Origin of the sequence: Immundisolibacter cernigliae (assembly GCF_001697225.1) — a bacterium.
GTDB classification, from domain to species: Bacteria; Pseudomonadota; Gammaproteobacteria; order Immundisolibacterales; family Immundisolibacteraceae; genus Immundisolibacter; species Immundisolibacter cernigliae.
Genome location: NZ_CP014671.1, coordinates 282,699 through 297,523, shown reverse-complemented (window position 1 = coordinate 297,523; position 14,825 = coordinate 282,699). Strand labels below are relative to the sequence as shown.

Sequence of the window (14,825 nt, the reverse complement as noted above, 5' to 3'; positions counted from 1 at the left end):
GCCGCCGGCGGCACTGCTGGAACGGTGCACCCGGAGCCGCTATAACACGTCGGCGCGGGGCGACACTCCGGGCCGGTCATGCACGGCGGGCCGGCACCCTAACACACCCATCAGGCGAGACCATGACACAGCAAGGCGGACAGGTTGATGGCGCGAAAGCCCCCAACACGGGGCAGATTGCGGTATGGGACTGGCCGGTGCGGCTGTTCCACTGGGCACTGGTGGCGCTGCTTGGCGGCGCATGGGCCAGCGCCGAGGCTGGAGTCGAATACATGCAGTGGCACATGCGCTGCGGTTATGCGGTGCTGACCTTGTTGGTGTTCCGGTTGCTGTGGGGGCTGTGGGGCAGCCGCAGCGCCCGATTTGCCGGCTTCGTGCGGGGACCGCGGGCGGTGCTGTCCTACGTGCGCGCCTGGTTCAGCCGCCGGCCGCAGCATTACCTTGGCCACAACCCGCTGGGCGGCTGGATGGTGATTATCCTGCTGGCACTGGTGGCGCTGCAGGCCGGCACCGGGCTGTTCGCCAATGACGACATCTTCAACGAGGGCCCGTTGGCGCGCCTGGTGGCGGGCGATACCAGTGGCTTTCTGACCTTCGTTCACAAGACAAACTTCAACCTGCTGCTGCTGGCCGTGGGCCTGCATGTGGCGGCCGTGCTGCTGTACCTGTGGCGCGGCGAGAATCTGCTGAAGGCCATGTTCACGGGCCGCAAGCCGCCCGGGGTCTACGAGGACCGTCCGGGTTCCATGGCACCCCTGTGGCGGGCGGCGCTGTGCCTGGCGCTGGCGGCGGGGATGATATGGGCCTTGCTCGAACTGCCCGGCTGATGTCCCGGTGGACGGGCCGGCGCAGCTTCGGGTAAGGTTTCAGATGCCCCACGCGTGCCTCGCGACGGGCGTCCCTCGCGCCCCGGTAGCTCAGATGGATAGAGCGTCCCCCTCCTAAGGGGAAGGTCACACGTTCGAATCGTGTTCGGGGCACGCCCCCCTTGTCGAGCCGGCCCGGTCTGCACCCAGCATGTCGCCGCCTTCTGCCACCAGTCTTGCCCTGCTGCGTCTGCTGGCGGATGGCGGCTGGCATTCCGGCGTCGATCTGGCGCGGCAATTGGGCCTGAGCCGGGCGGCCGTGTCGAAGCAGGCGCAAAGCCTCGCCCGTTGGGGCGTGGACGTGGTGACCGCGCGCGCGAGCGGCTATCGGCTGCGTCCGGCGCTCGACCTGCTGGACCTGCCCCGCCTGCGTCAGGCGCTGTCCGGATCGGCCGCCGCGCAGGATGCGCTCGAACTGTTCAATACCTTGCCATCGACCAACGCCCACCTGATGGCGCGCATCGCCGCCGGCGGCGGCGCGGGTGTGTGTCTGGCCGAGCACCAGAGTGCCGGCCGCGGCCGGCGCGGGCGGGAGTGGCATTCGCCGTTCGGGCGCAATCTGTACCTATCCGTGGCGCAGGCCTACGAGGCTGGACCGGCCGCCCTGGCGGGTTTGAGCCTGGCGATCGGCGCTGCGCTGGCGCAGCTGCTGACGGCGCTGGGCATCGCCGGCGTGGGTCTGAAATGGCCGAACGATCTGCTGTGTGGCGGCCGCAAGCTGGGCGGCATCCTGATCGAGCTGCAGGGCGACACGCAGGGGCCGTGCTGGGCGGTTGCCGGGATTGGGCTGAACGTGAACATGGACGTCGATGACGGTCCGTCCATCGACCAGCCGTGGACCAGTCTGGCGCGCCTGGCCGACCGCAGCTGGGACCGCACGGCGCTGGCGGCGCAGGTTGTTTCAACCGTGCGGCAGGTGATGGCTGAATTTCCCGGCAACGGGCTGGCGCCGTGGCTGGATGCCTATGCGCAGTTCGACCTGCTGGTTGGCTGCCCGGTGAACGTCGACTGGGCGGGCGAGCGGATCAGCGGCGTGGCGCGCGGCATTGACGCCAGCGGGGCGCTGCTGGTGGACTGTGCCGGCGAGCGGCGCGCGCTGTGGGGTGGCGAAGTGACGGTCAGGGCGGCGCGTGGATCTGCTGTTTGATCTGGGGCACAGCCGCCTGAAGTGGGCCGGTTGGGCGCACGGACGTTTGCTTGCACCCGGCGCCGCCGTATGGCGTGACGAACAGGCGGCCGAGTTCTGCGAGCGCGTGCTCGCCGGCCTTGAACCGCCCCGGCGGGTGGCGATTGCCGCCGTGGTGCGTGGCCAGCTGGCGGGCACGCTGGAATCGGTCGCGCGCGCGCGCTGGGGCTGCGCGGTGTTGCGGCCGCTTTCCACCGCGCGATGCGGTGATGTCCGCAATGGCTATCACGACCCGGCGCAGCTGGGCTTCGACCGCTGGGCTGGCTTGATCGGCGCATGGGCGCGCAGCCCGGGCCGCGCGGCGGTAGTCGTGGACTGCGGGTCGGCGGTCACGGTGGACGGCCTGAGGGACGACGGCCAGCATCTGGGCGGGGTGATTTTCCCCGGGCTGGAGATGATGGCCGAGGCGTTTTATGCCCGCACCGGTTTGGGGCGCACGGTCACCGGCAGTGATGCCGATGTTGCGGCCGGCTCGACCGCAGACGCCGTGGCGGCCGGCGCCCGGCAGGCGGTGCTGGGCGGTATCGAGCGGGCCGTGCAGGCCTGGTGCCAGCGCCTGCCCGGCGCGGCGCTGTGGCTGACCGGCGGCGCTGCGCCCGGGTTGGCACCGGACTTGCCAGCGACCCTGCAGTCGGCGCCGCACCTGGTGCTCGAAGGTTTGGGGCAGATACTGCAACGGGAGGAAAAATGAGAACGACGCTGTGGCTGTTGCTGCTGCTCAACGGCGTGCTGGCGTCGTTATGGATGGCCGGTTTCAGCGTCCCGGCAAGGCCGGTGGCCGAGCCGACGGCGCCCACGCCATCGGCCAAGCGGCTGCAGCTGCTAAGCGAACTGCCGGCACCGCCGCAACGACTCGATTCCCTGCCGCTGGACGGGGTGATGGCCGCCGATGTCACCGATCCGGGAAGTGCAGCCGAGGTCGATACGCCGCCGCCCGATCTTGCGGCCGGGAATCTGCTGGCCGCACCGGTCATTGAGCCGTCCATCGTCACGCTGGCGGCGCCGGTCGAAACCACAGCCGAGCCGAGCGCACCGCAACTCGCGTTGCCGGTGACCGAAACGGCACCGTCAACCAAGCTTGGCCCGTCGGCGCCCGACACGGCCACACCGCCGCCTGCCGATGCCGCGGTCTGTTACCGCACCGCAGCCCTGGCAGGCGACGCTTACGAGGCAGCGGGTGCGCTCCTGCGTCAAGTGGGCCTGGGTGAGCCGGTTCTGCAAGCTCAGGACCGAGCCCGGTCTCGTCACTGGGTCTATTGGACCGGCACCGCCGACGCCGCCACGCAGATCGAGGAACGCCTGCAGGCTGCCGGCGTGCGCGACTGGTACCGTCTGCGCGCCGCCGACGGAACGGTGCGAATCTCGCTCGGCGTCTACGGGCAGGCGGATGGTGCGCGCCGTCGCCAGCGCGAGCTGGCCGCCAAGGCCATCCAGACACAGATCAGCGAGCGTTACGCGCCGCAGGCCAGGCTGCGCTGGACCGTCACAGCCACTGCCGCAGCGGTGGCAGCGGCCAGCGACAGTCTGCGCGCGCAGGGCCTGCAGCTGGAAGCCTGTCCCTGAGCGGCGAGCTCGCCGCATCGCCACTGCATAATGTGCGCCGGCCCGCGCCTGCAGCGGCCGGTGCCGCCGACCGCTGGCGTTGGCGCTTCCACTTCGAGCCGACGCCACCATGACCGAGCCCGCCAGTCCGGCCCCCGACGACGTGCAGCAACACCTGCGTGAGGTGCAGGAACTGTTGGCGCGTCACCGGCTGGTGGAAAACCTTGTGCACCGGCAGGACATGCCGCGCCACGACCTGGTCGAGAGCCTGGTCCACAAGCAGCACGTGGCGAGCCTGCAGGAGCGCCTGGACGGCCTGCACCCGGCCGACATCGCCTTCATTCTGGAAGCGCTGCCGCTCGATGATCGGCGCTTTGTCTGGGATCTGGTCAAGGCCGAGCGCGACGGCGAGATCCTGATCGAGGTCTCGGATGCGATTCGCGAATCGCTGATCGAGGCCATGGACCCGGCCGAGCTGCGCGCGGCGGCGCAGTCGCTCGACGCCGACGAACTGGCCGACCTGGTGCCGGACCTGCCGGCGCAGGTCATCGAGGACGTGTTCCAGTCGCTGGATGTGACCGAGCGCGAGCAGTTGCGCGCGGCCATGTCCTACCCGCAGGACTCGGTCGGTGCGCTGATGAACTTCGACCTGGTCAGCGTGCGCGAGGACGTCAGCCTGGAGGCAGTCCTGCGCTACCTGCGCCGCTTCGACGCCCTGCCGGATCACACCGACGCGCTGTACGTGGTGGACCGCGAGGCACACCTGAAGGGCCTGCTGTCGCTGGAGGCGCTGCTGATCAACGATCCCGACCACTCGGTGGGCGAGGTCATGACCCGTGATGGGGTGATCAGCTTCGAGCCGCAGGATGACGCTGGCGAAGCGGCACAGGCCTTCGAGCGCTACGACCTGATCTCGGCGCCGGTGGTGGACGGGCAGGGGCGGGTGGTCGGCCGGCTGACGGTCGACGACGTGGTCGACTTCATTCGCGAGGAAAGCCAGGCCGAACTGTTGGCCCGTGCCGGTCTGCGCGAGGGTGAGGACATGTTCGCCTCGGTGTGGGACTCGGTTCGCAACCGCTGGTCGTGGCTGGCGGTGAATCTGGTGACGGCGTTCGTTGCCTCGCGCGTGATTGGCCTGTTCGAGGGCTCGATCGAAAAACTGGTGGCCCTGGCAACCCTGATGCCCATCGTCGCCGGCATCGGCGGCAACTCCGGCAACCAGACCATCACCATGATCGTGCGTGCCAGCGCCACCGGGCAGGTGACACCGGAGGCCTTCATGCGCTTGCTCAGGAAAGAGCTTGGCGTGGCCAGTATCAACGGCGTGCTCTGGGGCGGTCTGCTCGGCCTGCTGGCGTGGTTGCTCTACGGCAACGTGTCGCTCGGCCTGGTGATGACTGCCGCCATGATCCTGAACCTGCTGCTGGCGGCCACTGCCGGCGTGGCGATTCCGATGCTGCGTATCCGCCTGGGCGCCGATCCGGCCCTCGGTGGCTCGGTCATGATCACGGCGCTGACCGATTCGGGCGGGTTCTTCATTTTTCTGGGCCTGGCGACGCTGCTGTTGCTGTAGCGGGTTGCGCCGACAATCCCGGCGAGAAGGGCTCAGTCCGGCTGGCGGATGGTCGTCGCGCGCGTTTCGATGCGTCGTCGGCCACGTTGCAGGGTCAGCCTGATTTCCTGTTCGCGGGGCAGCGTGGCGAGCGCAGCCAGGGCGTCGCGGGCGCGCTGGAAGCGATGCCCATCGATCGCCACCAACAGATCCCCGGGCTGCACGCCGGCGCGGGCCGCCGGCGAGCCACGATAGACACCTGCCACCAGCGCTCCGCCGGCGTCGTCCAGGCCCAGGGAGTCGGCAAGCTGGGGCGTCAGTTCCTGCAATTCCAGCCCCAGCCAGCCGCGGGGAACTTCGCCGTGTTCCCGCAGCTGCGCGGCGATCTGGCGCACCGTACCGACCGGCACTGCAAAGCCGATGCCCTCCGAACCGCCACTGCGGCTGTAGATGGCGGTGTTGATACCGATCAGTTCGCCGGTCGAATTCACCAGCGCGCCGCCGGAATTGCCCGGATTGATGGCCGCATCGGTCTGGATGAAGTCGCTGACCGCACTGATGCCGGGCGCTTCGCGGCCAACCGCCCCGACCACGCCCAGCGTCACTGTCTGGCCGACGCCAAACGGGTTGCCGATCGCCAGCACCAGATCGCCGATGCGCGTCTGCCGGTCGTCACCCAGCGCGATGGCCGGCACCTGCGCCAGGTCGATGCGCAGCAGCGCCAGGTCGGTGACCGTATCGCTCCCGATCAGCCTGGCGTGGGCACTGCGCCCGTCGCGCAGCGCCACCTGGATTTCGTCCGCGTCGGCGATGACATGGTGGTTGGTCACGATGTAGCCGTCGCGGTCGAGCACCACGCCCGAGCCGAGGCTCGACTCCAGACGCTGGCGCGGCACCGGCGCCCGACCGAAGAAGCGCTGGAACACCGGATCGTCCAGCAGCGGGTTGTACGAGCGGGTGATGATCTTGGTGCTGTAGATGTTCACCACCGACGGCGCGGCGCGCTCCACGGCCGGGGCAAAGCTGTTTGCGGCAGGTTCGGTATGTGCCATGGGGGCGGTCACCGCCGCCGGATCGCCCGCAGGCGCCGCCGAGTCAACTCGGGGGCGCGGCCACAGCACGCTGATCGCCAATCCCGCCACGAGGCCGAAGGCCGCCGCCTGCAGCAGATAACGGCTCAAATTGCGGCTGCTTGCCATGTCGGGTCTCCGTGAGGGGCGGCAATCCTAGCAGCCGCGACCGGCACAGCGGCACCCCGGTCCGGAGCCTGTTTGGCGCTGCGGCGCCGCGTTTGGCACAATACCGCGGCTTTTTCACTCGCCCCGGACGGACCTTGCCGGCCGCCGCTTCGCAAAGCGGCGCACACCGCAGGTGTTCCGGGGCTCGCGGCTTACCGCGGGCAACGCTGGCCCGCCTTCAGGGGAATCGTGATCTATGGCAAACGATGCGGTTGATCCCGCGCGCCGTCGGCTGCTGGCCGGCACGGCCGGGGCGCTGGGAGGGGTGGGTCTGGCGGCCACGGCGGTGCCGTTCATATCCAGCATGCAGCCGAGCGCCAAGGCGCAGGCTGCCGGTGGGCCGGTGGAGGTCGACATCGGCAGGCTGGCGCCCGGCGAGCTGATGGTGATCGAGTGGCGCCGCAAGCCGGTGTGGATCCTGCGCCGCACGCAGGAGGAGCTGGACAACCTGGCCAAGGTGTCCGCCGATGCACTGCGTGACCCGGAGTCGACGCAGTCCGAGCAACCGACTTACGCGACCAATGCCCAGCGTTCCTTCAAGCCGGAGTACCTGGTGCTGCTGGGCGTGTGCACGCACCTCGGGTGCTCGCCGCAGCTGCGCCCGCAGGTCGGTGACCTGGATGCCGACTGGCAGGGCGGGTTTCTGTGCCCCTGCCACGGCGGCCGCTACGACCTCGCCGGGCGAGTCTACAAGGGCGTGCCACCGCCGCTTAACCTGCCGGTGCCGCCGCACAAGTATCTGACCGACACCCGCCTGGTCATCGGCGAAGATCAGGAGACCGCGTAATGGCCAATCGCAGCTCGGGTCTGGCGCGCTGGATCGACGACCGCTTCCCCATCTTCGACTGGTGGGACGATCACGTCGGTCAGTACTACGCGCCCAAGAACTTCAACTTCTGGTACTTCTTCGGCTCGCTGGCGCTGGCGGTGCTGGTGTTGCAGATCGTCACCGGCATTTTCCTGACGATGCACTACAAGCCGTCCGAGGATCTGGCGTTCGCCTCGGTCGAGTACATCATGCGCGACGTCAGCTGGGGCTGGCTGATCCGCTACCTGCACTCGACCGGCGCATCGATGTTCTTCGTGGTGGTCTACCTGCACATGTTCCGCGGCATCATCTACGGCTCGGGCAAGGGCCCGCGCGAGTTGGTATGGCTGTTCGGCATGGTCATCTACGTGCTGCTGATGGCCGAGGCCTTCATGGGCTACCTGCTGCCGTGGGGGCAGATGTCGTACTGGGGCGCGCAGGTGATCATCTCGCTGTTTGGCGCCATCCCGATCATCGGCGATGGCCTGTCGCTGTGGATCCGCGGTGACTTCGCGGTCGGTGACCCGACCCTGAACCGCTTCTTCGCGCTGCATGTGGCGGCGGTGCCATTGCTGATCATTGCGCTGGTGTTCTTCCACATCATTGCCCTGCACGAGACCGGCTCGAACAACCCGGACGGCGTGGAGATCAAGAAGAAGAAAGGCGCCGATGGCAAGCCGCTGGACGGCATCCCGTTCCACCCGTATTACACGGTCAAGGACATCTGGGGCCTGTCGGTGTTCGCCATCATTTTTGCCGCCATCGTGTTCTTCGTGCCGGAGATGTGGGGCAAGTTCCTGGAGCCGGACAACTTCAAGCCCGCCGATCCGATGGTCACGCCGCCACACATTGCGCCGCTGTGGTACTTCGCGCCGTTCTATTCGATCCTGCGCGCGGTGCCGGACAAGTTCCTGGGCGTGGTGGCGATGGGCGCGGCCATCTTCATGCTGTTCCTGATTCCGTGGCTGGACCGCAGCCCGGTCAAGTCGATCCGCTACCGCGGGATACTGAACCGCATCGCGCTGGCCATCTTCGTGGTCAGCTTCATCGGCCTGGGCTATCTGGGAACCCAGCCGGTGTCGGACCTGTACACGCTGATCGCGCGGGTGCTGTCGGTGCTGTATTTCCTGTTCTTCCTCGCCATGCCGATCTACACCAGGATCGACAGCACCAAGCCGGTTCCGGACAGGGTGACGACAAAATGAGAAAACTGATTCTGGCTTGTCTGCTGGCCGCCGCACCGTTGCTTGGCGTGGCGTCCGAAGGCGCGGCGCTGCCGGGTTTCAAGGCCGACCTGTCCAACCGGGCTGCCCTGCAGCGGGGCGCGCGCACCTTCGTCAACTACTGTGTCAGCTGCCACAGTGCCGAGTTCATGCGCTACTCGCGCGTGGCGCAGGACCTTGGACTGACGCCCGAGCAGGTGCAGGCCAACATGGTCTTCAACGGTGGTGACGTCAATCAGGTCATGCACGTGGCGCTGGCCAATGAGGACGGTGCCCGCTGGTTTGGCCAGGCGCCGCCGGACCTGACCCTGGCCGCCCGCTCGCGCGGCGCGGACTGGCTGTACAGCTATCTGCGCAGCTTCTACCTGGACCCGGCGCGGCCGTTTGGCGTCAACAACACGGTGTTCCCGAACGCCGCCATGCCGCATGTGCTGGCCGGTTTGCAGGGCACGCAGGCGTTGCAGGACGGGCATCTGACGCAGGTCGCGGAAGGCACGCTCAAGCCCGCCGAATATGACGCCCTGGTGCGCGATCTGGTCAATTTCATGGTCTACATGGGCGAGCCGGCCAAGTTGGTCCGCTACAGCCTAGGTGTCAAGGTTCTGCTTTTCCTGCTGGTGTTCTCCGGCCTGGCCTACATGGTCAAGCACGAATACTGGCGTGATGTTCACTGATCCAGGATTTATATCGTTGTCTTCAAAAACGCCCAAGAAGGAATCTGCGCCAGCCAAGGCCTCGCCCAAGGTCGAGCCGCTGGATTACGGCAGCGATGCCGACGGTTTCACCACCGAACGCATCCGCAACATGAAGCTCTACGCCGGTGTGGTGTGTCCCCACAGCCACCGCACGCGGCTGGTGCTGTGCGAGAAGGACATCTCGATCGAGATCGAGTCGGTCGACCCGGCGGCCATGCCGGAGGATCTGCGCGAGCTCAACCCCTATGGCGACCTGCCAGTGTTGGTTGACCGCGGCCTGGTGCTCTACAACTCCGCGATCATCATGGAGTACCTGGACGAGCGTTTCCCGCACCCGCCGCTGATGCCGGTCGATCCGATCAACCGCGCCCAGGCCCGCCTGATGTTGTGGCGGATCGATCACGACTGGTTCAGCCTGCACCGCACGCTGACCGAGCACGAAAAGAAATCCGATGTCGCCGGCGCCCGCAAGACCCTGCGCGACGGCCTGACTGCGATTGCGCCGCTGTTCCAGCAGCACGAGTTCGTGTTCGGCGAGGGGCCGACGCTGGTCGACTGTGCGCTGACCGTGTTGCTGTGGCGTTTGCCGGTGTACGGCATCGAATTGCCGGCCCCGGCGCGGCCGATGTTGCGCTACGCCGAGCGCATGTTTGCGCGCCCGGCGTTTCGCAGCAGCCTGACCGAGCAGGAATTCGAAATACGGCATGGCAAGTCCGCCTGACGGGTCGGACGTGCAGCACCTGCCATCGGCCAAGCCCTATCTGCTGCGCGGCATGGTGCAGTGGATGGAGGACAACGGCCTGACGCCGCAGATACTGGTGGACGCCACCCTCGACGGCGTCAGCGTGCCGCAAGAGCACGTGAAGGCCGGCAAGATCGTGCTCAACATCGCCCAGCGCGCCACCACGCGGCGCGACCTGGCCAATGAGTACGTCTCGTTTGGCGCCCGCTTTGGCGGCGTCGCGCGCGAGGTGTGGGTGCCCATGCTGGCGGTGCTGGCCGTGTACGCGCGCGAAAATGGCCAGGGCATGACGTTTCCGACCGAAGAAACGGACACGCCGCCGAGCGCGCCCGAACCGCCGCCGCCCGAGCGACCGAAGCTGCGCGTCGTCAAATAAGCGCCTTTATAAACTGCTCAACCCCGGCGCACCGTCACCACATGGCGGTCGGGGCCGAACTCAAGCTGCGCGGTGATGGCGGCGTTTTCTGTCAGCGCCCGCCAGAAGCCGCGATTCATGTCCTGCAAGGCCACGGCGGGTATCTGCCAGTGCGCGAGCTGCCCGGCTGCGGCAGCCTCGACAGGCGGCATCTGAAAGCGCAGCGTGTCGTTTTCTATGCCGACCTGCAGCGCGCAGCCGAAGCCGTAGGTCACCTGGTAGTGCTCGTAAAAGATGTGTGCGATCCGCTCCAGATCGCCGCACACGCGGCTCCAGTTGATGCCCTGCTCCATCATCATCCGAAAGCCGAATTCCTCGGCGCTGATGCCCAGGCCACAGGCCACCTTGAGGCCGCCGATCAGCGTGCCCTGGCATTCCTGCAGGCGCAGCCGGGCCAGGTCGTCGATGCTCAATTCGGGCAGGTTCATGGCCAGGGTTCCTCCAGGGTCAGGTAGCGCACGTCCAGCACAACGCCGTCGGTCAGCGCCCAGCCGGTGCGCAGCGGAATGGGACAGATCAGTTCGAGCTTGTCGTCCGGATAACCGGGTACTTGCGGCCACAGCAGCAGCGCCGGGGTGCGCATGGCGCGGTGCGACAACTCCACCGCATGCAGCAGCGCCGGGCAAAAATCATCGCGCGCCGCAAGTTCGAAACGCTGCAGCCTTACGTCGTGGCGCAGGCGCGCCGCCAGCGCGGCACCGTCGGTGTCGGCGGCGAGGTTGATGGTGCCTGGGTAGAACGGGCCACCGAGCCGGGCTTCGATGGCCTCACGCACCCAGCTTATGGCAAGAAAGCCGCTCGCCTCACCAAGCCCACTGACCAGTTCACCGCGCACCGTGGCCGTGGGCGTGGGGGCCGTGTCAGCCAGGTGGGCGTGCAGCTGCGTCAGCGAATCGAGCACCGCATATGGGTTGTGCGGCAGCAGATCCTCGCGCCGCGAAGCGCCGGTGGTGATGCCAAAGGCCCGCACGCCGGCGCCGTGGGCGGCCTTGATGTCGATCGGGTTGTCGCCGACGTAGATTGCGGCCTCGGGCGCCAGCCCCAGCATCTGCAGGGCAAGCTCGATGCCGCTGGGCGAAGGCTTGCGGGCCGGTGCCTCGTCGCGCGTGACGATGACGTCGATTGGCGGGCAGCCGGGAGCTTCGGTCAGCCGGCTGACCACGAAGTGATTCGAGTCGGTGACGATGCCCAGGCGCCAGCCCGTGGCCGCCAGCCGTTGCAGTACCGACAGCGTGTCGTGAAACAGGCGCGCCTCCGCGGCGAACACCTCCTTCCAGAGGTTCTGGCTGGCGGCGCTCAACGCACGGTGTCGGGCGTCGGCATCGGCGACCGGCCCGAGCAATGCCTCGATGGGCGAGCGGCCCAGCGTCATCACCTCGCGAATGTAGCCGGGCGCCGGCTGCGGCCAGCCCAGCTCGCGGCAGGCGCGACGGGTGATGGCAAGAAACGCCGGGATGGAATCCAGCAGCGTGCCGTCAAGATCGAACAGCGCGGCGCGTGAAGGTGCGGACATGCGTGCCTGAGGGGGTGGTCGAAGCGCCGCGCAGCTTACCGCTGCCTGCAGCGGGACGGCGATTTTTCCGCGCCGGTTGCCGCGGGCCCCGGCCCGTGTCGACAATGGCCTCACCATTTCATCCGAGCTTGCCCCCATGCGTGACGCCACCCCCCGTGCCATCGAACTGAAAGACTACCGCCCGCCGGAATTCCTGGTCACGTCCGTGCAGCTCGAATTCGATCTCGATCCGGCCCACACGCGCGTGCGGGGCCGGCTGGAACTGCGCCGCAACCCGGCCGGCCAGCGCAACGCGCCGCTGGTGCTCGACGGGCAGGGACTGAAGCTGCGCCGGGTCAGCCGCGACGGCTACCCCATGCGCCCGAGCGAATACGAGGTCACCGCCGACACGCTCACCATTCCCGGTCTGCCGGATCAGGTGTGTATCGAAACCGAGGTCGAGATCGATCCGTCCGCAAACAGCGCGCTGGAGGGGCTGTACACCTCGCGCGGCATGCTGTGCACGCAGTGCGAGGCCGAGGGCTTTCGGCGCATCACCTATTTTCCGGACCGCCCGGACGTGCTGACGCGCTTCACCACCACGCTGCGGGCCGACCGCGACACCTATCCGCTGCTGCTGTCGAACGGCAACCGCGTGGCGGGCGGCGAACTGCCGGACGGCCGCCACTACGCCACCTTCGACGATCCGTTCCCCAAGCCCAGCTACTTGTTCGCGCTGGTGGCCGGTCAGCTGGAGGCCCTCACGGACACCTTCGTCACGTCCAGCGGGCGCACGGTGCAGCTGTACATCCACACCGAGCCGGCCTATGTGGCGCAGTGCGGCCACGCCATGGCCGCGCTTAAAAAATCCATGGCCTGGGACGAGCGCGTGTACGGCCGCGAGTACGACCTCGACGTGTTTCACATCGTGGCGGTCGACGACTTCAACATGGGGGCCATGGAGAACAAGGGCCTGAACGTGTTCAACGCCAAGTACGTGATGGCCGAGCCCTCGCGCGCCACGGACCTGGACTACCAGTACATCGAGGGCATCATCGCCCACGAGTACTTCCACAACTGGACCGGCAACCGCATCACTTGCCGCGACTGGTTCCAGCTGTCGCTGAAGGAAGGCCTCACTGTGTTCCGCGACCAGCAGTTCTCGGCTGACATGGGCTCGGCGGCGGTCAAGCGCATCGCCGACGTGCGCAACCTGCGCACCGTGCAGTTCGCCGAGGACGGCGGCCCGCTGGCGCACCCGGTGCGGCCGCAGGCCTACGTCGAGATCAACAACTTTTATACCAGCACCGTCTACCAGAAGGGCGCCGAGGTGGTGCGCATGCTGCACACGCTGCTGGGCGTGGACGGCTTTCGGCGCGGCATGGACCGCTACTTCGCCCGCCACGACGGGCAGGCGGTGACGGTGGAGGACTTCGTCGCCGCGCTGGCCGATGCCAACGGCGTCGATCTCGAACCCTTCATGGACTGGTACCGCCAGGCCGGCACGCCGCAGCTGACGGTGCAGCATCGCCATGACGCCTCGGCGCAGCGCTACTACCTGACGCTGCGCCAGCACACGCCGCCGACACCGGGCCAGCCGGACAAGCAGCCGCTGCCGATTCCGGTCGCACTCGGTCTGCTGGCTGCGGACGGGCGCGAGCTGCCGCTGCGCCTGGAAGGGGAGGCCACGGCCACCGGCACGCAGCGCGTACTGCAGCTGCGCGAAGCCGAACAGACCTTCGTGTTCGAAGACATTTCGGCGCCGCCGGTGCCCTCGCTGCTGCGCGGCTTCTCGGCCCCGGTACGCCTGGAAATCGATCTGGACGATGCGCAGCTCGCGCACCTGCTGGCGCACGACACCGACGCCTACGCCCGCTACGAGGCCGGCCAGCAGCTCTACCTGCGCCTGATACGCCGTTTGCTGGCGACGCACGCCAACGGCGAAACCCTGTCGATGGACGCCGGCCTGCTTGCCGCGGCGCGCCGCTGCCTGACCGACCAGAACCTCGATCCGGCGCTGGTGACCGAGTTGCTGACGCTGCCGTCGGAAACGTTCATCGCGGGCGAACTCGACGTGGTCGACCCACAGGCCATCCACGAGGTGCGCCGCTTCCTGCGCCTGGCGCTGGCGCAGGCCCTGCGCGAGCCGCTGCTGGCGCGCTACAAGGCTCTCGCACCGACCGGCCCGTATCAGTTCGAGGGCGCCCAGGTCGGCCGACGCAGCCTGCGCAACCTTTGCCTGGGCTACCTGGCGGAACTGGACGACATCGGCGCCAGCCTGTGCCTGGCGCAGTTCGAGGCCGCTGACAACATGACCGACAGCAACGCGGCGCTGGCGCTGCTGGCACAGCTGGACGCGCCCGAGCGCGAACAGGCGCTGGCCGCCTTCTACCAGCGCTGGCAGGGCGAAGCGATCGTGCTGGACCGCTGGTTCAGCGTGCAGGCCGGCGCGCGTCGCGTGCAGGCACTGGACGACGTGAAGGCCCTGCTGCATCACCCGGCCTACGCACCGCGCAACCCCAACCGCGTGCGAGCCCTGGTCGGCGTCTTCGTGCACGGCAACCCGGCACGGTTCCACGCCGCCGACGGTGCCGGCTACGCCTTCCTGGCCGATCAGGTGCTGGCCATCGATGCCTTCAATCCCATGCTGGCAGCCCGCCTGGTGCAGGCGCTCGCCCGCTGGCGCCGCTACGAGCCCGGCCGGCAGGCTCTGATGCGCACTCAATTGGAACGCCTGGCGGCGACACAGCTGTCGAAAGACCTCTACGAAGTGGTCAGCAAGGCGCTGGCGTAACAGGCAGCGCGGTGCAGGAGCTGGGCTGCCACACCCGGCACGCCCAGCCGCCGTCCTTGCTCCTCTACGCCGCCCGATCACGGCGGCGCCTGGCGGGCTCACTTCCCGATTTTCGCCCCGTCATCCGGCGAAAAATAAATTTTCGCGAAGCCGTGCGTAGTCTCATGAAATAAGACACCTCCCATGTACGGTGGCCATCGTCTGTCCACTTTGCAGGCGCCGGTATGTGTGCTTATATCCAATTCTTTCATGCTGAGTCTGGCTACGACCGA

The 14,825-nt window shown here is 67.8% G+C and carries 14 protein-coding genes and 1 tRNA gene; 12 read left to right on the top strand and 3 right to left on the bottom strand.

Annotated elements, in window-relative coordinates; genetic code table 11:
* The first annotated feature begins 122 nt into the window (after nucleotides 1-122).
* The 6 genes from PG2T_RS01450 to mgtE all read left to right on the top strand — a co-directional run bounded on the left by PG2T_RS01450 (nucleotide 123) and on the right by mgtE (nucleotide 5,167).
* Nucleotides 123-827, top strand: a complete 705-nt coding sequence (locus tag PG2T_RS01450) for a cytochrome b/b6 domain-containing protein (RefSeq protein ID WP_068802496.1) — start codon at nucleotides 123-125, stop codon at nucleotides 825-827.
* Nucleotides 828-906: 79 nt separating this feature from the next.
* Nucleotides 907-980 (top strand) — tRNA-Arg (locus PG2T_RS01445).
* Between the two features lie 37 nt (nucleotides 981-1,017).
* Complete coding sequence (locus PG2T_RS01440; RefSeq protein ID WP_068802495.1) at nucleotides 1,018-2,013, top strand: biotin--[acetyl-CoA-carboxylase] ligase; 996 nt, start codon at nucleotides 1,018-1,020, stop codon at nucleotides 2,011-2,013.
* Nucleotides 1,997-2,743, top strand: a complete 747-nt coding sequence (locus PG2T_RS01435) for a type III pantothenate kinase (protein ID WP_068802494.1) — start codon at nucleotides 1,997-1,999, stop codon at nucleotides 2,741-2,743. Before PG2T_RS01440 ends, PG2T_RS01435 begins: the two co-directional genes overlap by 17 nt.
* The gene (locus PG2T_RS01430; RefSeq protein WP_068802493.1) at nucleotides 2,740-3,615 is read left to right on the top strand and encodes a hypothetical protein; all 876 of its coding nucleotides are present in this window, start codon (nucleotides 2,740-2,742) and stop codon (nucleotides 3,613-3,615) included. The genes PG2T_RS01435 and PG2T_RS01430 overlap by 4 nt, the downstream gene beginning before the upstream one ends.
* Before the next feature lie 109 nt (nucleotides 3,616-3,724).
* Nucleotides 3,725-5,167 (top strand): magnesium transporter, encoded by a 1,443-nt coding sequence (gene mgtE / locus PG2T_RS01425; protein ID WP_068802492.1) that lies wholly within the window; start codon nucleotides 3,725-3,727, stop codon nucleotides 5,165-5,167.
* Between the two features lie 32 nt (nucleotides 5,168-5,199).
* On the opposite strand, the gene PG2T_RS01420 is transcribed toward mgtE, so the two are convergent.
* Complete coding sequence (locus PG2T_RS01420) at nucleotides 5,200-6,345, bottom strand: trypsin-like peptidase domain-containing protein (protein WP_068802491.1); 1,146 nt, start codon at nucleotides 6,343-6,345, stop codon at nucleotides 5,200-5,202.
* A 235-nt stretch (nucleotides 6,346-6,580) separates the two neighbouring features.
* Between PG2T_RS01420 and petA the strand changes: the two genes are divergently transcribed.
* From petA to PG2T_RS01395, 5 genes are read left to right on the top strand one after another with little or no spacing between them, the layout of a single operon-like run.
* Nucleotides 6,581-7,171: a ubiquinol-cytochrome c reductase iron-sulfur subunit gene (gene petA, locus PG2T_RS01415; protein ID WP_068802490.1), complete on the top strand. Its 591-nt coding sequence runs from the start codon at nucleotides 6,581-6,583 to the stop codon at nucleotides 7,169-7,171.
* Nucleotides 7,171-8,397 (top strand): cytochrome b, encoded by a 1,227-nt coding sequence (locus tag PG2T_RS01410; RefSeq protein WP_068802489.1) that lies wholly within the window; start codon nucleotides 7,171-7,173, stop codon nucleotides 8,395-8,397. The genes petA and PG2T_RS01410 overlap by 1 nt, the downstream gene beginning before the upstream one ends.
* Entirely contained in the window at nucleotides 8,394-9,089 is a 696-nt protein-coding gene (locus PG2T_RS01405) for a cytochrome c1 (RefSeq protein WP_068802488.1), read from the top strand. Before PG2T_RS01410 ends, PG2T_RS01405 begins: the two co-directional genes overlap by 4 nt.
* Before the next feature lie 16 nt (nucleotides 9,090-9,105).
* Nucleotides 9,106-9,831, top strand: a complete 726-nt coding sequence (locus tag PG2T_RS01400) for a glutathione S-transferase N-terminal domain-containing protein (protein WP_236953278.1) — start codon at nucleotides 9,106-9,108, stop codon at nucleotides 9,829-9,831.
* Nucleotides 9,815-10,228 (top strand): ClpXP protease specificity-enhancing factor, encoded by a 414-nt coding sequence (locus PG2T_RS01395; RefSeq protein WP_068802487.1) that lies wholly within the window; start codon nucleotides 9,815-9,817, stop codon nucleotides 10,226-10,228. Before PG2T_RS01400 ends, PG2T_RS01395 begins: the two co-directional genes overlap by 17 nt.
* A 17-nt stretch (nucleotides 10,229-10,245) precedes the next feature.
* Here the strand turns inward: PG2T_RS01395 and PG2T_RS01390 are convergent, their stop codons facing one another.
* Nucleotides 10,246-10,695 (bottom strand): hypothetical protein, encoded by a 450-nt coding sequence (locus tag PG2T_RS01390; RefSeq protein WP_068802486.1) that lies wholly within the window; start codon nucleotides 10,693-10,695, stop codon nucleotides 10,246-10,248.
* Nucleotides 10,692-11,780: an HAD-IA family hydrolase gene (locus PG2T_RS15910; RefSeq protein WP_068802485.1), complete on the bottom strand. Its 1,089-nt coding sequence runs from the start codon at nucleotides 11,778-11,780 to the stop codon at nucleotides 10,692-10,694. Before PG2T_RS15910 ends, PG2T_RS01390 begins: the two co-directional genes overlap by 4 nt.
* Before the next feature lie 136 nt (nucleotides 11,781-11,916).
* Here PG2T_RS15910 and pepN point away from each other — a divergent pair, with 136 nt between their 5' ends.
* On the top strand, nucleotides 11,917-14,553 hold the full coding sequence (pepN, locus tag PG2T_RS01380) for an aminopeptidase N (RefSeq protein WP_068802484.1): 2,637 nt from the start codon (nucleotides 11,917-11,919) through the stop codon (nucleotides 14,551-14,553).
* Nucleotides 14,554-14,825 lie beyond the last annotated feature (272 nt).